Genomic DNA, 21081 nt, shown 5'->3' on the forward strand with positions numbered 1-21081 from the left:
GACAGGCAGCCGTCGCCACCGGGTCCCGATCTTCCGATGCCGGGCACGGAGCCGCGTGGTCAGGTAGCGCAGGGTGCCGCTGGACAGATCGATCGACGAAGGGTAGACGAGCACGCGGAAGCTCCTGGCGGACACGGGTGATCTTGGTCGAGAACCCGTCTACCAGGAGCTTCGTCGTTCCGTACAGCTGGCAACCGCCAACACCTCACCACCGCAGTCAGGTTGGAAAAGGCTCCGTGATCACGGGGGAGCTTCAAGATCGTTCACGGACAATTGCCGTACAACTGTCAACTACCTCACAAGGGTTGCGCATTCTAGGCGATATTTATAGATTTGTGGTAGATGCAGATTCTCCGGCGCGCTTTCACCCGTCTCGCCGTGACCCTGACTCGACGGCCTGACCGAGGGGTCGCGACACTGAGCCGTCCCGGTCCGACCCGACCAGGTATTCGCAGGTACTAGTAGAACTGTCCGACGCGCGGTCGCGATGCCACATCCAGCCACAGCCGCGCCAGAGGGCCATGCGGCAGCGTGGTTCCCAGCGGACGGAGAGAAGGGCGAACCATGGCCAAGATCAAGGTGCTGCTAGAAACCCAACCGTCGCACACCCAGCCCGAGGGATTCGATGCCTTTCGGGCAGCCGTAGCCTCCGATACCTCAGCGTTGGACCAGGCCCTTCCCGACCTCGACCTGGTGGCCGGCCTCGGTGTCGAGCCGGGCGAGAACTTCGTACCCATCCCCATGTTCAGCACACCCCAGGAAGGAGGGGGCGGGGCCCCCGAGCCGCTCGGCAGCCTGAGAGAGTTCGCGGTTCCGGAAACCAACCCTGACATCGCACCGACCTCGGTCGTGCTCCCAGTGGAAGTCGATCCCACCAAGTTGGCGCAGCTACGCGAGCGCGAAGGTGTCCGCGTGTGGGCGAACTCCCGGCTCCACCTCTATGAGGACGAGCGGAGCCCGGGCGAGCCGGACACGGATGCCGAGGCGGGCGCATTTGACCTCGCCCGCTCGCTCACCGGCCTCGACTGCCGGCCGTTCCGCTCCGGGGCCACCGTTGACACCATCCGGGCCCTGCTAGGCGTCACCCGGCCGTGGCAGGACGGCTTTCGGGGGCAGAACGTCGTGGTCGGCATCATCGACGAAGGCGTGAACGGGCAGGTCTACCCGGTCTCCGGCGGCTTCGCCCGTCCGGGAGCGACCCTCCAGCCGGGGGCCGCCCCCATCACCAGCCACGGCTCGATGTGCGCGGCCGACATCCTCGTCGCGGCACCTGCGGCCAGGTTGTACGACTATCCCTTCCTCGGGCGGCCCGACTCCGGCGGCGCTCTGACGATGTTCCAGGCGGTGCTGGAGCACCGCAGGCTCGACGGCACGCCACACCTGACGAACAACAGTTACGGGTTCACCGGCGTCCCGCGCCGTGAGCTGGCCCCCGGGCACGAGATCTGGGATCTCGACCACCCGCTCCACCGCAAGGTGCGCGAGGTCGTGGCCTCCGGCGCGGCGGCGTTCTTTGCGGCCGGCAACTGCGGCGCCCAGTGCCCGAGCGGTAACTGCGACCGCACCGGCATCGGCCCCAGCCGCTCCGTGCACGCCTCCAACAGCCTTCTTGAGGTCATCACGATTGCCGCGGTCAACAGCCGCCAAGAGCGGGTCGGTTACTCCTCGCAGGGGCCTGGCATGTTCGAGTCGCAGAAGCCGGACTTCGCGTCGTACACGCACCTCTTCGGCAACTTCGGCCCGGGCCGTCCCGGCGGAGTGCCGGCACCCCCCAGGTCGCCTTTCGACAACGGGACGTCGGCGGCCACACCGGTTGCGGCAGGAGTCGCGGCCCTGCTGTTGTCCGCGTTCCCCGGGCTTAGCCCCGAGGAGCTGCGCGAGGCCCTGGTGGCCGGGCTGGTCAACCCGACGGGCAAGGTCTGGGATCCGGGCTATGGGCGTGGGATCGTGAACGCTGCGGCATCGTACTCCTTCCTGCTGCGGAAACCCTGAGCCGCGGAAGCTCTTGGTGGAAGGGGGGACCTGGAAATGACAGAGCACGAGAACCCCGTGGATCGCGTGACCCGAGAGGGCGTTGATGAGGTGGCTCTTGACGGTGCCCGTCGGCACCGACCTCGGCGATCTGGCGGCCAGGCTGTCTACCGTCGGCGGTGCCTTGCTGGCTTATGACCCGGTCCCGCTCGGTGACGACGAGATGGCGGTGGAGGCCGAAGGGCCACCCGACCTGCCTACGCGGGTGGCTGGCCTCGGCCTCCCGATCAAGGTGAACCCCAGCTCTGAGTTCGACCTGGGCGGCTAAAGGTTGTTGCAGAAGGGTGGGTGTCGGCAGGTCGGTGTGCTGGCTGACCTGCTGTTTCACTCCGTCATGGCGAGGTTGTGCATGGTGTGGCGACGGCCTGGACGGCGTGGTGGAGGCCGTCTCCTTTCTGGAGGCAGGCGCGAGCGTCATCCTTGTTCCCCGGCGCCGGCCGGGCCGAGGCGACCACCAGGCGGGTGTCCGCGTCGATGATGACCTGCACCCTCGACCTCGCGGAGCCTAGCGGGAACCGGAAGTACAGCCACACCCAGTGGGAGATGACCTCCACCGGGTGCCGGTGGCCCTTGGACGACGGCGGCCCCGACGACATCAGCGGTCCCCTCCCAGCACGGCCAACCACAAGATCATCCCACGCCCGGCAGTCAACGTGACAGTGCCCGGTCAGGGAGTCGCACGCGTTCGCAGCGCACGGCATCCGGTGCCGGTGGTGGATCGTGGTCGCGACGTCGCCAGCTCTTCCGCCAGGGCGCCCTTGATACGGGCGCCGTCGAGGGTGAGTGGATCGTTGCCGTCGACACGCGGCCTGACCCGTTGTAGTGGCGGACGCTGGGGCCCCTTCGCCCGCTCCCACTGTCGGTGCAGTCCGCGCCGACATGGTGCGCGGGGCAGGGCCGGTTCCCAGGCGCTCTTCCGACGGAACACTGGGGCCGCGCAGTGTGCGCCAGTGACGGCTGCCGGGACGGCCGTGACTCTGGTCCTCGCCGGTGTGGGCACCATCGGTGGCCCCGGACCGCTCACGGAGCCGAGGCTGGCATCCCGGCGCCCCGCCCTGCCAGCGGCTGCGGAGGAGGAACGGGGCGGCGTCCATGCGCTCGCATGGCGCGACAGAACACGCACAGCCAAGGGCCCGCACAGCTACCCGCTGCGCTGGCCCTGCTGCCCCTACAGATTGAACTTCGCCACCACCGGCGAGTGGTCGGACGGCTTGTCGTGGGCCGCGGCCGGCTGGGCCTCCACCACGTTCGGCAGCTTCTCATTGCCGGTCGAGACCTCCTGGAACTTGGCCAGCAGCGCGTGGCTGATCATGATGTGGTCAATCAGCTCGTGCCGGCCCTCGAAGATGCGGGAGAAGCCGCCCTGCTCCAGGATGCGCGGGGCCAGGTTCCACAGGCGGTTGGCGTCGCCCGGGTTGTCGGGGTGAGTGAAGCCACCGGTGCCGATTTGCGAGCCGGGCGGGCCGTACAGGATCTGGGTGGTGGCGGCCTGCCACTCGTCGTTGAAGTCACCGAGCACGATCACGTTGCGGTTCTTGCCGTCGCCTTGGAGCAGGTCGTCGGCCAGGCCACGCATGGTGACGGCCTCGGCGCTACGGCGGAAGAGCGCGTAAGCCTCATAGCGGGCGCGCAGGTGCTCGTCGTTGGTGCTGTGTTGCTTGTTTGGGAAGGTCAGCAGCTTCGACTTGAGGTGGCAGACCGCCACGTGGAGGCTCTGGCCGGGAGATGGCTCGACCCGGACGGCCAGACCGCCGCGCCCCATCTCGCTGGTGAGGGCGTCGTCGCCCTGGTCCTCGACCTGGATGGGGCGGAGGTGGTTCGGGAAGTCCTTGCGCTGCTGGACATCGAGCAGAGGGAAGCGGCTGATGACGCCGACCCGGATGCCGCGGGGGTCGGGGTGGTTCGACAGGGCGGTGTGCCAGGTGCCCGGCAGCTTGGCCACCAGGTCGTCCAGCGCCTCCTGGCTGCCGACCTCCTGCACGCCGAGCAGGTCCGGCCCGATCTCGGTGATGACGCCGGCCAAGGCCTCGACCTTGGCGTCGTAGGTCGCTTGGTCCTTGGCGGCGCACCTATTGGGGTTAGGGGCGCTGCCGGGTGGCAGCGGTCGGCACAAGTTCTCTACGTTCCAGGTCCCGATGATCAAGTTCACTGCTGCTCCCGTCGTCGTTGACCAGGTCGCGGACTAGTCTCTCGGGCGCATCCGAACGGGCTTGAACCGCCGAGTGGACACGCCTGCATGTTCACTCATCGGCAGCAGTTGTCGGACGAGCTGCGGGACCGGTTACTCGCTCCAACATCACCATCACGGCCAGCGCCGACCGCCGGACCATGGCCATGGTGTTGTCCGCCGGAAGCGTGAGGGGACGGTGAACTACTTCGAGTTGGTGTTAGAAGCCGTATCTCAACCGAACGTGATCCCTTGATTTCTGCTGGTCAGGCATGGTCTCGCTGGGGGTGAGGGAGGCATGCGTCGTCTTGTGTCCGCTTCGTGGTCAAGGGGTGCGCGGTGGCGTCGGTGCTGGGAATGCTGGAGGAGCGGGAGGCGGCTGCGCGTGTGCGGTTGGAGGGTCTGCGGGAAGAAGCCGCGCGGCTGGCTGAGGTGTTGGAGGCCGCGGAGATCGAGTTGGACCGGCGGGTGATCGCGCGGGAGGAGCTCGTCGAAGCCCTGGCTGTGTCTGCCGCCGAGACGACTGCCATGACCGAGGCGGAGCAGGAAACGGCGTGCTCACCGGTGCCGGGCTCGACGGTGCCGCCATGGCGGGACGGGCTGCCGGTGAGGGTGCTGGCACCGGACTACCAGCTGATTCTGGACGTGCTGGAGGAGCGGCGGTCAGCGGGCAGGGGACCGGCGAAGGCCAAGGAGATCGCGGTGGGGCTGGGCCTGGAGACGACGCCGGCGAAGGTCGAGGGGGTGCGCTCGAAGGCCAGGCGCCTGGCGGAGCGCGGGTGGCTGATGCAGGAGACGTCGGGTATGTTCAGCGCCGGCCGTCGGCCCGCGACCGTGCCAGACGCCGGCCCATCCGCGTGACCATCGACCACCGGATCATCGCCTCGCTGGTGGCGGGCAGAGTTTCGTAATCCCGGGCCAGACGGCGGGAGTTCATCAGCCACGCGAACGTGCGTTCTGCCACCCAGCGTCTGGGGAGCACCACGAACACTGCCATGTCGTCGGTGCGCTTGACGATCTCCAAGGTCAGGGCGAGTTTGTCCCGGCACCAGCCGACAAGGCCGCCGGTGTAGCCGCCGTCGGCCCAGACGAGGGTGATGTCGCGGTGCATGCGGCGCAGCCGGGTGAGCAGGCCCGCCGCGGCGTCCCGATCGCCGACGTTCGCGGCGGTGACCGCGACGACCAGGAGCAGGCCGAGGCAGTCGGTCCACGATGTGCCGCTTTCGCCCGGGCACTTTCTTCCCGCCGTCGTAGCCGCGTGAGGAGGCCGGGACTGTTGCGGCTGCCCGCACCGACTGCGCGTCGATGATTCCGGCCGTGGGCTCGGCCTCACGGCCTTCGCGTTCACGGACCCTCCCGCGCAGCCGGTCATGGAACTCGGCGATCAGCCCGTGTTCGCGCCAGCGGCGGAAGAAGGCGTAAACGCGGCCCCATGCGGGGAAGTCCGCGGGCATCGCCCGCCACGAGATCCCGCCCGCGACCAGGTAGCGGATCGCGTCCAGCATCTGGCGGTGGCAATAGCCCTCGGGCTGCCCGCCTCTGCCCTGGAGCCAGGCCGGAACCGGCAGCAAAGGCCGGACCTCCGCCCACTCTGCGTCCGTCATGTCCGACGGATACCGGCGCACCCGATCGGGATGATCGGCCGCGTTGCCGCACACGTGCGCGAGGCAATCGCACGACACGGTGGGCGAGTTGAAATGAACGGGCTCGGGCGCGTACAACAACGACAACAGGGCCTCCGGGAACCGCTCGGAATGGGGTCGCACCCCGAGCTACCAGGAGGCCCTGCCTTCATGCGCGTACCGCCGGAAGATCACCCGACCAGGAACCCTGTTCGACTTGCAGGTTCCAAGATCGGTTGAGATACGGCTTCTCAGCTTGACGTTTAACGTCGCTGGGCTTCGTGTTCCTTGATCGACTCGGCACGTTTGACCGTCTTGCCGACGTTGTGGTGCCTGGCCCGGTACTTGTTCTTCGAGCCCGGAGGTCGTCCAGGGCCCGGGCGAGACGGTTTCGGTGCGGCTGCCGGGCGGGCCGCGGTCGCGCGGACGTTGCGAAACCCCCGCCTCACCCGAGCGGGGGTGAGGCGGCGGGGTTCGACTCGTCGCTCCCAGGGACGCCGGAGGTCCTCGGTGAGGGGGCGGGCGAGGCGGAGCTGGGTGTGGGCGGCGATGATCAGCCAGGTCCACAGGTCGGCGGTGTCCGCGCGGCGGACCTTCGGCGCGGTCCAGCCGAGCGTCTGCTTCATCAGCCGGAAGGTGTGCTCCAGGTCGAACCGTCGAAGGAACTACTGCCACCAGCGGTCCACATCGGCCGGCGTGGCTGCGGTGGCCGAGCACCACAACCAGACCGGCTTCGGATCACGGTCGCCCGGCAGGTGCTCGACCTTCAGCCGCACCAACGTTGCGTGCAGGACGGGCAGTTCTTCTTCCGCGTGCTCCAGCCAGGGGCCACGGTGGGTGAGCCTGGGGTGCATTCGGTCCCAGGCCATCGTCTCGGCCTTGCCGTAGCGGGTGGTGTCCGTGGCGGTGGTGACGTCGGGCTCGTGCCAGGTGTCGGGCTTGGCGAAGGAGAGGATGCCGCCGTGCCGGCGGGGCCGCCCGCCCTTCGGTCCGGAGCGGGCGGGGCCCGGGTCGCGGAGCATGACGCGGTCCGAGCGCAGTCGTCCGAGCAGCACGACGGGCAGGTCCTTCAGGGCGTGGGAGAGGTAGGCGACGTCGTAGCCGGAGTCCATCACGATCAGGATCTCCGGGTCGCCCGGCTTCCAGTGACTGGCGCTGACCAGGCGCTTCACTACCTCGCGCAGCTGGGTGGCGGTAACGAGCGTGGCATCGTCCGCGGGCCCGAGGCGCACGGCGTCCAGGAGTTGGCACCAAGAGGTGCGGCCGGCCTCCAGTGCGGCGACGAAGGAGTACGGCCAGCCCGGGATCAGCTGGTCCGAGCTTCGGTCGCCACGTCCGTAGACGTGGCAGAACAGCCGGTCGTCGCTGGTGGGAGCATCGGGACGGAGCCAGTTGCTCACGTCCACGGCCAGTACGATCCGCCCGTCGGCCGCCTTCGGCAGCGGCAAGGCGGCCAGAGCGCGACGCAGACGCGTCGGTTCGACCCAGCCCCGGTCCAGCGCCGAGTACAAGGCACCGTGCCCACGCCGATGCTCGGCCGTCAGCGACAGCTCGACCAGGGTGTTCACCGGCCCATCCGCACACAGCACTGAGTCGGTGAGCTCGAAGAGCACGTCCGCTCGGGCGTAGAGGCATTCGTAGAACTCGACCCGAAAGCGGGACAACACATCCAATGCCGCACCTGCGGGCACATCGACGGGCAGACTCACAGGCAGCGGTCGTTCTCTCGCACTTCGTTACTCGACATCTCGAAGCGTGAAGAACGGCCGCGTCACACACGCCCAGATCCCGGGGATCTCAGCAGGTCGAGTGACCAGCGACGTTAAACGTCAAGCTCAGGACTGCGGTGCGGAGTTGGAGTGCTGGGGCGTCCAAGCCCTGGTGAACGGCTCTTATCGCTGGGACACGGAGTCCAGGTGTCCAGCCTGTGGGTTTGCGGTGGCTTCGTGCGGTGGTGACCTGTCTGCCGAACTGCGGGGCCGACTGCTCGCCGAGCATGGACCAGCGCGTCTCCAGGTAGATCCATCGGCGAGGAACGCTGCGATCATGCGCGTTCTGCGGGAAGAACTTGGCATTGGTCTGGCTGACGTCAAGTCCGTGCTGAGCGAGGTCGTGGCGGGCGCGCACTCAGACACGATGCCCGAGATGGAATTCCTGGCCCGCAAGCTGCGGGCGTCTGGGATCGATGCCGTTGCTGCTCGGCCGTAGGGACCCTGACCTGGCTATTCAGCTGACTCTCCGGGGTTTGGTGCCCGTCTTGTGGCGGGCGGGCAGGCGGTAGGGCTGGCCGTTCCACGAGCGTTTCTGGCGCCTTGCCAGCCGTTCCCCGGAATGTCGGGGAATTCCACGAAAGCCTCACCCGTTCGGCTTGATTCCTTGACCGCCGGGCGAGGCATGAACGGGGCGCCTGCCACCGCCGAGTCTCCGCACCGCCCATCCTGGCCAACACCGGATACGTGTCCGGTAAGCCTCCCGCGTCCGAACGGAGTTTCCGTTGAGTTATCTTCAGTTCCCGCGCCTGCACTTCTCAGGAAGGTTCGTTTTCGACCCTTCCACCGTCAACAACGACCCAAGACACTTCAACAACGACACGTTCCAACCTCGTTTTCACAGACGCAGTCGGTCCGCGAAGGACGGCTGGTGGAATCCACGGGGAAGCGCCTCGTTCCGCCTGCGCGGCTGCAGGGTGACCAGCGTCGTGGGGGCGGATGGCCGCCTGGTGACGTCCGGTGCGATCGAGCCCGTCGTTGGCGGCTCCCTGATGGACGACGGCGATCGCGTCAGCGCAAAGATCCAGGATCTGGACCCAGTGCAGCAGGGCGTCTCCCAGATCTGGGGCCTGGGGCTTCGGCTGTTCGACAGCGGGCAGCGGCAGGTGCTGTACGGGGACTTCCGCCACGCCTCGTTCGTCGACCTGTGGGCGCGCTGCCCCCAGGCCACAGGCCTGGACAGGTACTCCGCCGCCTACCAGTCCGTCATCAGGCTCAGCCCTGACCAGACGGACACGGGGTCGTCGCCGTTCCTGAAGGAACTGGTGGAGAGCACGGCCGATGACGAGTTGTCCATCAAGTTCATGCTCGACGGCTACGAAGCCGACTGGGACTCGCCGCGGTTCGGCACGGGCCGTATCGTGGGCTCCATCGGGCCGACCGCGTCCGGAGAGCCCCGGCACTTCACCGCGGCGCGCCGACTGCGCAGCCCAGCCGAGGGCGGACCCCTTATGGACGCGCCGTGCCGCATCGACGGGCAGGACCGGCTGCACATCGATCTGGGCAACAGCGTCCCCACCAGTACCCCCGGCGGCCCTCCCCTCGACAGCATCGGCCTCCTTCAGGTGGTGGCCCTGCCGAAGGGCGGCGGCGAGCCGGATGTGCTGGCTCAACTCGGCCCCCTCGACGACAGGTTCCTCACCGAGCGCGGGGGCATCGCCACCATCCAACTCGGGCAGGGCAAGGCGACGTTCTCGGACCGTCGGCTCGCCCTGAGGACTCTCGACGGCACCGTGCTGCTGGAGGAGAACAGCGACGCCAGTTTCGCCCGCGCCGACGACGTCGTCTTCCGTGTCTACCCGCCGGTGCAGGCGGGGGAGGGCCCGGCCACCACCGTCCACGCCACCCGGTTCGGTGAGCCGGCCGCCAACGTCAAGATCGTTTTCGGCAACGCCGCCATGGAAGACGCCAAACGGCATTCCGACGACAACTCGCTGGTCGCACCGCCGATCCCGATGGGCGAGCGAGGCGGGCTCCAGCCGATCCAGTCCGTAACCACCGATCAGCGAGGGCAGGCCACGGTCCGACTGGCGGCGACCGACCCGGGCAACCCGCGCGGTTATATCGACGGACAGGTCTACAACGTCGATTACGGCCCGGAGTACTCGAGCGGCAGCGGGACCGTGATGCTCAAGGAAGACCAGCTCAACGTGCTGGTCTGGGACGAGTACAAGGAGCCGGCCGACACCGCCTGGATCCCCGACGTCAAGCCGATCCTCCAGCAGTACGCCAACCTGTACCCGGTGATGCGGGACGTACTCGACCTGGCGAACTACCACGACGTCGTCAAGTACAAGCACCGCCTGCAGCACGTCCTCACCGAGCCCATGGATTCACCGAGCCACATGCCGGTCACCCGCGACCTGTCGCCGGGCAAGCGGGACGCGATCGTGAGGTGGCTGCGCCAGGAGCGGCCCCCCTTCCTGGCGCTCCGGAACGTCGATGACCTGCGCCACGCACTCCAGCTCGCCCTCGAACTTGAGCACTCCACCATTCCGCCGTACCTGTACGCGCTGTTCTCCCTCAAGCCCGGCAGTAACCGCGAGGTGGCCGAGATCATCCGGGGCGTGGTGATGCAGGAGATGCTGCACATGACCCTGGTAGCCAACATCCTGACCGCGTTGGGCGGGAAGCCCCGGATCGGTCGACCGGGATTCGTGCCGACCTACCCGAACCACTTGCCCGCCGGCGTACTCCCCGACCTCGTCGTCTCGCTGCGCCGGTGTTCGATCCAGCAGATCCGCGACGTGTTCATGGGGATCGAGAAGCCCGAGCGACCTCTCACCAAGGCGAGGACGCGCTATCCAGAGCCAGTCGTCCCCGAGCGGATCGAGCTCAACGAGCTGGGCGAGGTCACGTCCTACCACTACGAGTCGCCCCAGAACAACACTGTCAAGATGGCTCAGGCCATTTCGGCGGAGGATCTGGACACCCATCTGTTCTCCCCACTGAGGACCTTCTTCCAGGAGGCGGAGTTCGAGGAGTTCACCATTGGGTGGCTCTACACACAGGTGGCCAGAAAGATCAGCGAGATGGGGGACGGCATCTTCACAGGAAGGGACAGGCCCCAGGTGCTGAACTGGCCCGGCGAGGCGCCGGGGAACCTCCACAGGGTGTACGACGTTGCCACCGCCCACTCCGCGATCTACGAGATCATCCATCAGGGCGAAGGCACCATCGGCAACCCCGAGTATCAGGGGCAGCCCTCCCACTACTACCGGTTCCAGCAGGTCGTCAGAGGCAGACGCCTGATCCAGAAGGACGGCGCATGGGTGTTCGAGGGCGAGGAGATCCCCTTCGACCCGGACGGCGTGTACTCGGTGATGGACGACCCCGATACGTCCGCGATTCCGCAGGACTCCCCCGGCCGGCTCGCGTCCGAGCTGAGCGACCGGACGTACGGTGATCTCCTCGGGGCCCTGGACCGGGTCTTCAACGGGCACCCTGAGCACCTACAGGAGGCAGTCTCGCTGATGTACTCCGTCGAGGTCCGCGCCAAGGAGCTGTTCCAACACCCGTCCGCTCCCGGCGCCGATACCGTCCTGGGGCCGAGCTTCCAGGTCTGACGCGGCGCCAGGCGGCCACCACCTCCACGACCGCCACTCGCGCATGTGGGTCCATGGCCTGGCCGGAGCATTGCCCGGCCAGGCCCGGACTCCTGGTGCGGCGTCCGGGGCCGCAGGCCAGAGCCCCTCCGGCGCCACCGCCGACAGCAGCGGCGCAAACCACCGGCACCGATCGGATACCGCGGTCAGCAGGAGAACGGCGAGGCCGACCACGATGCAACGAGCAGCGGCATGCGCCGGGCCCGCTGTGGGCAGTGCGTCGTCGCGCAGGCCGGAGACGAATCCTCACGTGTCTTTGTCCTGGGGCGAGGAAACCCGCAGGCCCGCTGTCCCGGCAACGGGCTCCCGGTGGGCCGGGTATGCGCTACCCGAGGCCCGCTAGCCGCAGGAGCAGCGGCTTCACATCGGTGGCCTCGACCCGACCGCAGACGGCACCGGAAGCCGAGCACACGATGACCGGCCCGTCATCAGGGTCCTCAGGCAGGCGGCCGTGGCTGCCGCGGACGGGCGACGGGTCGAGGGGTACGACTGCCATGTGGTAGCGCATGCCGAGTTTTTTGCGGGCGAGCGCCCACATCGCCCTGGCTCTCACCCAGGGATCGAGGGGGTCTAAGAACAGCTCGGCGGGGTCGTAGCCGGGCTTGCGGTGGATCTCTACCGTCCGGGCGAAGTCCGGGGCGGCCGCGTCGTCCAGCCAGTAGTAATACGTGAACCAGGCGCCGGGCTCGGCCACGGCGACCAGGTCACCCGAGCGCGGGTGGTCCAGGCCGTGGTCCTTCTTGCCCCGGTCGTCGAGGAGTCGTTCCACGCCGTCGAGGGCCAGGAGCGCCCCGCGGGCAGCCTCCAAGTCCTCCGGACGGCGCACGTAGACGTGCGCTACCTGGTGGTCGGCCACCGCAAAGGCGCGTGAGGCCGCAGGGTCGAGATACTCCATGCCCTCCTGGGTATGCACCTCGAGCAGTCCGGCGCGGCGCAGGGCCCGGTTGATGTCGACCGGGCGGCTCACAGGGGTGATGCCGTACTCGGACAGGACGACGACGGTGCGGCCCTCGGCCTCGGCGTCGTCAACGAGCGGGGTGATCACGGAGTCGAGTTCGGCGGCGGCCCGCTGGGAGCGCGAGTCGTCGGGGCCATACCGTTGCAGGTCATAGTCGAGGTGCGGCAGGTAGGACAGAACGAGGTCCGGAGCGCTGCAGCGCATGATGTGGCGGGTGGCCTCGGCGATCCAGCGGCTTGATTCGATGCCCGCGCCCGGTCCCCAGAAGCGGAACAAGGGGAAGGTGCCGAGCGCCCGGGTGAGCTCGTCGTGGAGCCGGGGCGGGCGGGTGTAGCAGTCGGGCTCCTTGCGGCCGTCGGCGCGGTAGACGGGGCGGGGGGTGACGGTGATGTCGGTCTCTGCGCCCATCGCGTACCACCAGCAGACGTTGGCGACGGTGTAGCCGGGGTAGGCGCGCCGGGCCGCGTCCCACAGTTTGTCGCCGCGGACCAGTCTGTTGTGCTGACGCCACAGGAGCACCTCGCCGAGTTCGCGGAAGTACCAGCCGTTGCCCACGGCGCCGTGTTCCGCTGGGAGCGTGCCGGTGAGGAAGGTGGACTGTGCCGCACAGGTCACGGCGGGCAGCACCGTCCCCAGGTGCGCCCATGAACCGCACCGGGCCAGCGTGGCGAGGCGGGGCATGCAGTCGAGTAGGCGCGGGGTCAGGGCCGCGACGTCGAGGACGAGGAGGGGCCGTGGCGGGCGGTGACCTGTCATGGCAGCTCCTTGAGGCCCAGGTCGACAAGGAGGTCGCGGGCGAAGGCCAGTTCGGCGGCGATGCCGTCGGCGAGCTGGCTGGGGCCGTCGGGGCGCAGCTCCGAGGGGAGGACCTGCCAGGTGTAGGTCTCGACCTCGAGGTGGCGGCTCAGCGGCGCCGGGCCGCCGATGAGATGTTCCAGGGTGTCCCGGAGCACGTCGGTGGTGGAGGTCAGCGGAGGGGAGGGCGGCGCGTGCAGGGGAACATGGAAGTGCGCGCGCCACGGCGAATCGTCCGGCAGGACGCCGCCGACTAGCGCCTCCGCGAGATCATCGGTGCCGAGCAGCCCGGCGGCGGTCCGGGTGCGGGTCTGGTGTAGGAAGCGGGGCTCGGCGAATGCCGCGAGGGCCTCGCGTACTTCGGGCAGACAGGGGTGCTCGGCGTGCAGCGCGGCGGAGAGCTGGACCTTGGGCACGGGGATCCGGGCGGCCTGGAGAGCGTTGAGCGCGGTGCGCGGGTCCTCGAAGCAGGTGGCGAGGTGGCATGTGTCCAGGCAGACACCGATGCGGTCGCCGGGGACGGTGGTGAGCTGTGCGATGGCTTCGGCAGTGGTCTCGATCACGCAGCCGGGCTCCGGCTCCAGGCCCACCCGGACGCGGCGGCCGGTCTCCGCCTCGAGGGTGGCGAGCCGTTCCGCGAGCGTGGCCAGGGCGGCACGGGCGGCACGCGCCCGGGCCGCGTCGAAAGGGGTGCGCCAGGCGACGGGGAGAGTCGAGACGGTGCCCTCTGCGACGTCGTCCGGCAACAGTGTGGTGAGGAGCCTGGCCAGGTCGACGGTGTGGGCCAGACGCCTGGGGTCGGTCCAGTCGGGCCGGTAGACGCGGTACTTGACCTCGGCGGCGCCGAATCCTTCATAGGGGAAGCCGTTGAGGGTGACGACCTCGAGGCCGCGCCGGTCGAGTTCGGAGCGCAGTCGGCGCAGGGCGGCGGGGTCCGCGGTCAGGGTGCGGACTGCGTCGCTGGAGAGCCACAGGCCGATGCCGAGCCGGTCCCGCCTGAGCAGCCGTCGCACCGGCTCGCAGTGGTCGCGGAGTTGGGCTAGCACCCCGTCGAGGGTCTCGGCCGGGTGGACGTTCGTGCAGTAAGCGAGGTGGACGACGTCGCCGTTGGGGTGGCGGAAGCGCACGGGGGCCTACTCCTCGCCGCGCAGGATGGAGTTGCCCTCGTAGGGGGCGTCCGGTCTGCCGCGGTCGAGGCTCAGCCGTCCGCTCAGTCCGTAGAATGCCACGGGGTTGCGCCACAGCACCTGGTCGGCATCGTCCTCGCCGAACCCGGCCCCCAGCATGGCATCGCCGACCTTGCGGGTCGTGACGGGGTCGCTTCTACCCCAGTCCGCGGCGGAGTTGACCACGACGCGTTCGGTCCCGAAGTCCTTGAGGACGGCGACCATGCGGTCCACGTCCATCTTGGTGTCCGGGTAGACGGAGAAGCCGAGCCAGGCGCCGCTGTCCTTGGCCTCCTTGGCCGTGGTCTCGTTGAGGTGGTCGAGCAGCACCCGCTCCGGAGGGAGGGCCGACTCGCGCACGACGTCGATGGTGCGGCGTAGGCCGTTGAGCTTGTCCCGGTGTGGGGTGTGGATGAGGGCGGGAAGCCCGTGGTCGTGGGCGAGCTGGAGCTGGGCGGCGAACGCGGCGTCCTCGGCGGGGGTCTGGGAATCGTAGCCGATCTCGCCGACGGCGACGACGTGGTCTTTGACGAGGTAGCGCGACAGTTCGTCGATGACGGGCACGCACCGTGGGTCGTTGGCCTCCTTGGGGTTGAGGGCGATCGCGCAGTGGTGGGTGATGCCGTACTGGGCGGCGCGGTAGGGCTCCCAGCCGAGCAGTGAGTCGAAGTAGTCGAGGAAGCTGGCGGGCGAGGTGCGCGGCTGGCCCAGCCAGAACGAGGGCTCGACGACGGCCCGCACGCCCGCCGCGCGCATGGCCTCGTAGTCGTCGGTGGTGCGGGAGGTCATATGGATATGCGGGTCGAAGATGCGCATCAGGCCGCCTCCGCCTCTGCGGCCAGGGCTTGGACGAGGTACAGGTCGACGGGTACGGGGCGGCCGGCGGCTGTGCTTTCGCCGGTGTGGTCGGCGAGCATGCGCGCGAGTTCGGCGTCGCCGCGGGCCCGCCTGGCCAGGCCGGCGACGGCGGCCACGGGGACCCCGGTGCACAGGCACTTGAGGACCGCGTGTCGCCAGGCGTGCGGGGCGAGGTGTTCGGCGGCGTACGGGCCGACTGCAGCGGCGATCAGGCGGGTGTCGCTGGTTCGCAACGCGTCCTCCACGAGCGGCAGCCCTTCCGCAGGGGCGAGCTCCAAGCCGGGCAGGGCGAGCAGCACGGCGCGGCGTTCGTCGGCGGTGCCCCGGCGGTAGAGCCGCGCCACGGTGGCGGCGCCGGCACCTGCGGTGTGCAGCAGCAGGATGCGCGCCGTGTCGGCTGCGGCCTCCGAACCGCAGCGGCGGCCAGCCTCGGCGAAGCGCAACTCCCAGGCTGGCAGGCTCCGCCGGTGTCCGGCCGGGGCTGCGGGTGTGGCCGCCTCGGCAAGGGCAGCGTCGAGCCAGACCCGGGCGGCGGGCGGCAGCCGCTCGCCGAGGGCTGTGAACGGCTCGTCCGCTGCCGCTCTCGTGATTGCCGGTGGGGTGGTCACGATGTGCCTCCGTTTCGCAGGAAGCGCAGGGAGCGCTCGGCGAGGTCCGGGCCCATGTGCGAGTGCCGGGGCAGTTCGACAACGGTCAAGCCCCGGTAGCCCACGGTGCTCAGGGCATCGAGGACGGGCGGGAAGTCGATCTCGCCTTCGCCGAAGGGCAGATGCTCGTGGACCGCGCGTCGCATGTCCTCGATTTGAACGTGCCGCAGCCAGGGTGCGGCGGCCCGCACGCAGTCGGCGGGCGGCTCGGGCTCGAGGCACTGGCAGTGCCCGATGTCCAGGGTGAGGCCAAGGACATCCGGGTCGCCGAGGTCGGCGCGCAGGCGGTGGAAGTCGGCGACGGTGCCGAGGAGGTGGCCGGGCTCGGGCTCGACGGCGAGGGATTGCCCTTCGCGTTCCACCGCAGCGAGTACCGGTTCGAGCGCTTGGCCGAGCCGCTTCCACGAGGTGTCGTCATCCGCTCCGTCCGGCACGGTGCCGCTGAAGCAGTGCACGGCGTGCGCCCCGAGTTCGGCGGCGATGTGCACGGCGGTCACCAGCAGCCGGGTCCTGGTGGCGCGCGCTTCGGGGTCGGGGTCGATCAGAGAGGGTCCGTGCTTGCGCCGAGGGTCGAGGATGTAGCGCGCGCCGGTCTCGACGGTCACGCCGAGGCCGAGCCGCGCGAGGCGCCGCGCCACCTGCCGGGCACGGGCGAGCGCATCGGGGGCTGCCGGGTCCAGGTGCATGTGGTCGAGGGTCAGCCCAACCCCGTCGTAGCCCAGGTCGGCGAGGAGTACGAGGGCGTCGTCGAGCCTGAGGTCGGTCAGGCCGTTGGTGCCGTAGCCGAGTCGCAGGCTCATGTCGGACTGACCCTCCGTGAGAGCCTCCGCGCGGCCGGCGCCAGGGCGATGATGGCCGCCGCGGCACCGACCGAGCCGTCCCGCGCCGCCAGTGCAGCCTGCAGCGGGATCATCGCCCGGATCCCGCCACCGACGGCCTGCCGGGTGCGGGCGGGCGAGGGGTCGAGCACTGCACGGATCAACGGCCCCGCGACCGTGGCCGCGAACCCGGCCGCCAACCCGGCCGCGAGCCCGGCCCGGGTGGGACCCTCGGGGGAACGGCTCCGACGCCGCCCGGGTCCGCGCCGACGGCTCGTCACGATCCCCACCACCGCCGTCGTGCCGAGCGCGGCAAAGGGGGCGGTCCGCGAGCCGCCCAGCACCTCGTGGCGGGAGACCATCGTGACGGCGAAGGTGTGCGCTCCCAGGGCGGCCGCCGGGCCCAGCGCCGCCCGCGTTCCTGAGCGGGACGTCGCCGCGGCGCCCAGGAGCAGGTCCAGGCAGCGGGCTGCCGTCATGACTGCCGGGCCTGCCTTGGTCCGCTTCAGGCCCAGGTCATACGCCCACACCGTGGCCGCGAGGACCGCCGCGGTCCGCGCGGCTTCGCGGCCCGCCTGGCGAGCCAGCGCCAGGCTGGCCGCTGTCAGCCCAGCCGAGGCCGCGAACGCGGTGCCCGGCCTGATCCGACCGGAGGGGAGCGGGCGGTGCGGTCGGCAGGTCGCGTCCTCGTTCTGGTCCGCCCAGTCGTTGAGGGCCATCCCTGCCGCGTACAGGCACAGTGAGGCGCCCATCGCGAGCCCGGTACCGCGGGTCGGCCGCTCCCCAGTGGCCGCCGCCCCGGCGAGCGCATCACCCGGAACCGTGACCAGAGCGGAGACTCTCAGGAGTTCTGCCCAGGCACGCAGCCGGGACGCAGGCCGCGCGGCGGTTCCCCGGCCGTCGGCCGGCATCACCGTGGCTCCCGCAGGCGCTCGGCGAAGCCCAGCAGGGCCGTGTACTGGTCGGCCAGCGCCGAGGAGCCGCCGTCGGGGTCCTTGAAGTAAAATCCCAGCTCCGGGCGTGGGCCCGTGATCCCCGCCTCGTGAGCGCGGGCAAGCAGCCGCACCAGGTCGAGGACCAGGGGTGCGGCCAGCGCCGAGTCACAGCCCTGCCAGATCGTCTGCAGGAACATCCGCGCACCGAGGAAGCCGTCAAAGGCGATGTGGTCCCAGGCAGTCTTCCAGTCCCCCAGCACCGGCACGTTGTCGATGTGCACCTTTCCTTCGGGCAGCGAACCGAGGGTGTCGTGCAGCGTCCGGTTCTTGCCGGCGTTCTTGGCGGCAGCAGCCCCGGGGTCCGCCAGCGCGGCGCCGTCCCCTCCGCCGAGCAGGTTCGTTCCGGACCAGGCGCGCACGTCCAGTGCGCGCTGCCGGAACATGGGCGCGAGCACGGCCCGGAGTAGGGTCTGCCCGGTCTTGCCGTCCCGGCCCGCGTGGGGCACCGCCGCGTCGCGGGCCGCCGCGCGCAGCGCCGTGTGACGCAGGCCCAGGGACGGCGTGAAGTTGACATAGGGGCATCCGGCGCGCAGCGCGGCCGCCGCGTACAGCGAACTGGGGGGCAGAGGGGCGTCGCCCGCAGCGGGCGCGGGCTCCGTGGTGGCGACGTTGACCACGACCGTGCGAGCCGCACCGCATCGGCTCGCGAAGCCGGCGATGTCGGCCGCGAAGCCCGCGATCAGTTCCTCGTCGCCTCGGGGGTCTGCGGGCAGCGGTCCGCCGATCCGTATCTCCGCGTCAGCGGCGTCAAGTTCAGCGCGCACCGCTGACGGCAGCCCGTGTGGCAGCACTCCCGCAGCGGCCAGCGACTCCGCCTTCTTGGACAGCGGGTCGCCTGCCGTGTCGTGCCCTCCGAAGACGAACGAGGACAGGGAGGGCAGCCCGCTCCCCGCGAACGGCGGGGTCTCGGTAACCATGCCGGTCGGCGGCAGCAGCCCGGCGGTAACGGCGGCGCACCCCGCAACCGCCGTAACGGCGACGGAGCCCCGGGCCCCGACGAACCACACTCCAGTCCGGGATCCGGCCTCGGGCTCGGACCCATTGGCGTGAAGGGACACAGGCTGCCTCCTAAAGGCGCCGACTCTTGACGATTCGCAATTCTGACATTACGGGATAAGGTGCGACTCCAAGTCTATTTGGTACCTATATTCCTCTTGTGCTGGTGCCGTGGCCCGTGGTCGCGCGACCCTGCCGCCGAGTCGCACCAGCACCTGAAGACCTCCAGTCGTAGGTGGTGACGCGTACGCGATCGAGGCCGACCTGAAGCGCAACGAAACGTGACGGGCTGTCGGCGTTACGGAAGCCCCAAAGGCCATCGCAGCAGGTCAAGCGGCAACAATGCTCATGGATGAGTCCGCCCGGGCCGATCGCGCCTGCGTACGTCGAACCGGCGGATCCGGTCCGGCTTGCCGGGCCTGCTTGCCGCTTGCCGCAGGTGAGCGGGCAGGTTCCGGAGACGCCGGGCGGCTTAGTACTGCAACGGTGTTTGGCGTGACTGGTTGCCAGGGTGGTCGTTGGTCTGGTTATGGGTGGGGTGCTTGGTGATGTGAAGGTGTGGGCGGCGGGTCTGGGTGAGGTGCATGAGCGTTTCGTGCATCGGTTTGCCCGGTCGGAGCCGCGGGAGTCGGCGCTTGCGTATATGCGGGGGCTGATAGCCCCGTTGGAGCGGAAGAACGGCTGGACGCTGGCGGAGGAGGCTGGCCATACAGCTCCCGACCGGATGCATCGGCTGCTGAACCGCTGCGACTGGAATGCCGACGAGGTCCTCGACGATGTGCGGGACTACGTGGTCGAGGGGTTGTGGTCCTGACCATGGGCGACAGGCCCGCGGCACCAGCATGGCCACCCCGTTGGTGGCCGGCTGCGTGGCGGTGTTGCGCGAGACGCTCGTGAAGAACGGCACCCCGAAGCCCAGCGCCGCGCTCATCAAGGCCATGCTGCTCAACGGCGCCGACGAACTGCCCGGCCAGTACGTCCCCAGCGAGGCGGGCGCCTCCCCGAACAACAGCTCCGGCTTCGGCCTCGTCAACCTCCAGCGTGCCGTCGTCCTGCCGACCGACGCTGGCCGTGCGGGCTTCACCGACGCCAAGGAACTGGACCAGGGAGAGGAGCGCGCCTTCCTCATCACCGTTCCAGAAGGAGCCGCCCGCACTCTGAAGGTGACCCTCGTCTGGACGGACCCCGCCGGGGCAGCCCTGCAGAACGACCTCGACCTGATCGTCCGCGCGGGCGATCAAGAACGCCACGGCAACATGGGCACAGGTCCCGGTTTCGACCGCGTCAACAACGTCGAGCAGGTCCACTGGCGACATCCCCGCCGGGGAGGCCGAGGTCATCGTCAACGCTCACCGGATCACCAGGTTCGCCCAGCCATACGCCGTCGCCTGGCGCATTCTCTGACGCGCATAGGTGCACTGTCCCTGCCCGTTCGAAAGGGCCGGGACAGTGGTCACGGACCGGGCGCCATCCGCCCGCAGGTTCAGGACGATCGCTCCATCAAAGACGTGGGGGCCTGGTCCAGGTTCAGCCGCGTAGAGCGCCTGGCCCTGCCCCTGCCGAAAACCTCATCCACCCTGGTGGGAGTCGGTGTGCGGGGTCTGGGGCGCGGGCGTTCGGTGTCCGGTCGTCAGGTCAGTCCGAGTGCGGTGCGGGGCCGCTGATGGTCTCGGCCGGTGAGGCGGGGGGCGGCGGCGATATTGGTGTGGCCGTCCTGGCGGTGGACGCCGATGGCGAGGTTGCGCAGGCCGGCCATGGTGCGCGGCAGGTGTCGGGTGCGGCGAGGCGTCCTCACGCAAGGTGCGGTCGCGGACGTGGTGGAGCTGGTTCTCGATGCTCCAGTGACTGCGGATCCATGCGGCCAGTTCCGCGCCGGTGGCCGCGCCGGGCGGCAGGCTGGTGACCAGGTAGATTCGCTCGAGCGTCGGCTTGCCGCAGCCCAGAGCCTGCCCGCCCAAGCCCGCCCGAATCTGAGGGATCGTGAGAGCCGGGTGGCCGGTGTTGATGGCCCCCACGTCGCTGTGTAGATGTCTGACACGGCATGCGGATGCGCACCCAGTGAGCCTTTTCCAACCTCAGGTTGAGGCGTGGTGAAGGACGACGACGGCCTTCACGATGTCGGTGATCCGGTTGGTGCTGCAGCGGAGCTTCCGCAGAAGGCGCCAGCCCTTCAGGGTGGCCATGGCCTGTTCGCCGAGACAGCGGATCTTGGCGTGGGTGCTGTTGTGTCGCCGCTTCCAGCGTTTGAGTCGACGGCCCCTGAACGGCACCCGGACGGGGCGCCCGGCGCCCTGGTAAGCCTTGTCCGCCCAGCACTTCACGTCGGCCTCGGCGAGCGCGTCGATGATGCCGTGGCGCCGGGCGGCGGTCAGGTCATGGGTCGAGCCGGGCAATGCCGGCGAGGCCCACAGAAGTCGGCCGAACGGGTCGGTGAGGACCTGGATGTTCATACCGTGGCGTTTGTGTTTCCCGGAGTAGTACGGGGTGTCGGCGGCGACCCGGTCGATCGGCAGCAGGGTGCCGTCCAGGATCACGAAGGCATTCGCTCGCAGGTTTTCATCGCCTCGGTCAGGGTCGGCGCGGCGGCGGCCAGGACGTCGATCACCTCACGTATGTATCGGTACACGGTCGCGACGCCGATGCCGAATCCGGCG

General features: G+C 69.5%; 16 protein-coding genes and 6 pseudogenes. 7 read left to right on the plus strand and 15 right to left on the minus strand.

Annotation, left to right across the window (positions count from 1 at the left end; all coding sequences use genetic code 11):
- A pseudogene (locus IF88_RS46185) lies at positions 1 to 114 on the minus strand (IS5/IS1182 family transposase); the annotation flags it as partial.
- 450 nt (positions 115 to 564) lie between these two features.
- Between IF88_RS46185 and IF88_RS42675 the strand changes: the two are divergent.
- Complete coding sequence (locus IF88_RS42675) at positions 565 to 1992, plus strand: S8 family serine peptidase (protein WP_030723647.1); 1428 nt, start codon at positions 565 to 567, stop codon at positions 1990 to 1992.
- Between the two features lie 103 nt (positions 1993 to 2095).
- Positions 2096 to 2299 carry a hypothetical protein gene (locus IF88_RS0138170; RefSeq protein WP_158754866.1) on the plus strand — a complete coding sequence of 68 codons (204 nt, stop codon included), beginning with the start codon at positions 2096 to 2098 and terminating at the stop codon, positions 2297 to 2299.
- Positions 2300 to 2537: 238 nt separating this feature from the next.
- On the opposite strand, the pseudogene IF88_RS49775 reads toward IF88_RS0138170, so the two are convergent.
- Positions 2538 to 2627: pseudogene (locus IF88_RS49775) on the minus strand (IS6 family transposase); the annotation flags it as partial.
- A gap of 572 nt (positions 2628 to 3199) precedes the next feature.
- On the minus strand, positions 3200 to 4180 hold the full coding sequence (locus IF88_RS0138180) for an endonuclease/exonuclease/phosphatase family protein (protein ID WP_234323859.1): 981 nt from the start codon (positions 4178 to 4180) through the stop codon (positions 3200 to 3202).
- Positions 4181 to 4555: 375 nt separating this feature from the next.
- Here IF88_RS0138180 and IF88_RS0138185 point away from each other — a divergent pair, with 375 nt between their 5' ends.
- On the plus strand, positions 4556 to 5059 hold the full coding sequence (locus IF88_RS0138185) for a hypothetical protein (RefSeq protein ID WP_107050736.1): 504 nt from the start codon (positions 4556 to 4558) through the stop codon (positions 5057 to 5059).
- On the opposite strand, the gene IF88_RS41620 is transcribed toward IF88_RS0138185, so the two are convergent.
- The 3 genes and pseudogenes from IF88_RS41620 to IF88_RS42685 all read right to left on the minus strand — a co-directional run bounded on the left by IF88_RS41620 (position 5007) and on the right by IF88_RS42685 (position 7493).
- Positions 5007 to 5546 (minus strand): transposase, encoded by a 540-nt coding sequence (locus IF88_RS41620; RefSeq protein ID WP_234323860.1) that lies wholly within the window; start codon positions 5544 to 5546, stop codon positions 5007 to 5009. The two genes, IF88_RS0138185 and IF88_RS41620, sit on opposite strands and share 53 nt — an antisense overlap.
- Before the next feature lie 82 nt (positions 5547 to 5628).
- Positions 5629 to 5802, minus strand: a pseudogene (locus IF88_RS48840) (transposase); the annotation flags it as partial.
- Positions 5803 to 6083: 281 nt separating this feature from the next.
- A pseudogene (locus IF88_RS42685) lies at positions 6084 to 7493 on the minus strand (NF041680 family putative transposase).
- 373 nt (positions 7494 to 7866) lie between these two features.
- Here IF88_RS42685 and IF88_RS47525 point away from each other — a divergent pair.
- Positions 7867 to 8028 carry a hypothetical protein gene (locus IF88_RS47525; RefSeq protein WP_199808201.1) on the plus strand — a complete coding sequence of 54 codons (162 nt, stop codon included), beginning with the start codon at positions 7867 to 7869 and terminating at the stop codon, positions 8026 to 8028.
- Positions 8029 to 8539: 511 nt separating this feature from the next.
- Complete coding sequence (locus IF88_RS0138205) at positions 8540 to 11155, plus strand: ferritin-like domain-containing protein (protein ID WP_030723659.1); 2616 nt, start codon at positions 8540 to 8542, stop codon at positions 11153 to 11155.
- A gap of 364 nt (positions 11156 to 11519) precedes the next feature.
- On the opposite strand, the gene IF88_RS0138210 is transcribed toward IF88_RS0138205, so the two are convergent.
- From IF88_RS0138210 to IF88_RS0138240, 7 genes are read right to left on the minus strand one after another with little or no spacing between them, the layout of a single operon-like run.
- Entirely contained in the window at positions 11520 to 12908 is a 1389-nt protein-coding gene (locus tag IF88_RS0138210; RefSeq protein WP_030723660.1) for a nucleotide pyrophosphatase/phosphodiesterase family protein, read from the minus strand.
- Positions 12905 to 14074: a metabolite traffic protein EboE gene (gene eboE, locus IF88_RS0138215; RefSeq protein ID WP_030723662.1), complete on the minus strand. Its 1170-nt coding sequence runs from the start codon at positions 14072 to 14074 to the stop codon at positions 12905 to 12907. Before eboE ends, IF88_RS0138210 begins: the two co-directional genes overlap by 4 nt.
- 6 nt (positions 14075 to 14080) lie before the next feature.
- The gene (locus IF88_RS0138220) at positions 14081 to 14929 is read right to left on the minus strand and encodes a TatD family hydrolase (protein WP_030723664.1); all 849 of its coding nucleotides are present in this window, start codon (positions 14927 to 14929) and stop codon (positions 14081 to 14083) included.
- Positions 14929 to 15579 carry an EboA domain-containing protein gene (locus IF88_RS0138225; RefSeq protein ID WP_420711035.1) on the minus strand — a complete coding sequence of 217 codons (651 nt, stop codon included), beginning with the start codon at positions 15577 to 15579 and terminating at the stop codon, positions 14929 to 14931. The genes IF88_RS0138220 and IF88_RS0138225 overlap by 1 nt, the downstream gene beginning before the upstream one ends.
- Positions 15576 to 16418, minus strand: coding sequence for a sugar phosphate isomerase/epimerase family protein (locus tag IF88_RS0138230; protein ID WP_030723669.1), 843 nt, complete (start codon positions 16416 to 16418; stop codon positions 15576 to 15578). The genes IF88_RS0138225 and IF88_RS0138230 overlap by 4 nt, the downstream gene beginning before the upstream one ends.
- Complete coding sequence (locus IF88_RS0138235) at positions 16415 to 17347, minus strand: SCO3242 family prenyltransferase (RefSeq protein WP_051838285.1); 933 nt, start codon at positions 17345 to 17347, stop codon at positions 16415 to 16417. The genes IF88_RS0138230 and IF88_RS0138235 overlap by 4 nt, the downstream gene beginning before the upstream one ends.
- Positions 17347 to 18489: an inositol-3-phosphate synthase gene (locus IF88_RS0138240; RefSeq protein WP_030723673.1), complete on the minus strand. Its 1143-nt coding sequence runs from the start codon at positions 18487 to 18489 to the stop codon at positions 17347 to 17349. Before IF88_RS0138240 ends, IF88_RS0138235 begins: the two co-directional genes overlap by 1 nt.
- 467 nt (positions 18490 to 18956) lie before the next feature.
- Here IF88_RS0138240 and IF88_RS0138245 point away from each other — a divergent pair.
- A pseudogene (locus IF88_RS0138245) lies at positions 18957 to 19232 on the plus strand (IS701 family transposase); the annotation flags it as partial.
- Positions 19233 to 19269: 37 nt separating this feature from the next.
- Positions 19270 to 20091: a hypothetical protein gene (locus tag IF88_RS0138250; protein ID WP_030723677.1), complete on the plus strand. Its 822-nt coding sequence runs from the start codon at positions 19270 to 19272 to the stop codon at positions 20089 to 20091.
- Here the strand turns inward: IF88_RS0138250 and IF88_RS48845 are convergent.
- Both IF88_RS48845 and IF88_RS41630 read right to left on the minus strand, forming a co-directional pair.
- Positions 20058 to 20222, minus strand: a complete 165-nt coding sequence (locus tag IF88_RS48845; RefSeq protein ID WP_234323861.1) for a hypothetical protein — start codon at positions 20220 to 20222, stop codon at positions 20058 to 20060. The genes IF88_RS0138250 and IF88_RS48845 overlap by 34 nt on opposite strands.
- A gap of 280 nt (positions 20223 to 20502) precedes the next feature.
- Positions 20503 to 21081, minus strand: a pseudogene (locus tag IF88_RS41630) (transposase family protein); the annotation flags it as partial.

Origin of the sequence: Streptomyces sp. NRRL F-2580, assembly GCF_000720115.1 — a bacterium.
Taxonomy (GTDB): domain Bacteria; phylum Actinomycetota; class Actinomycetes; order Streptomycetales; family Streptomycetaceae; genus Streptomyces.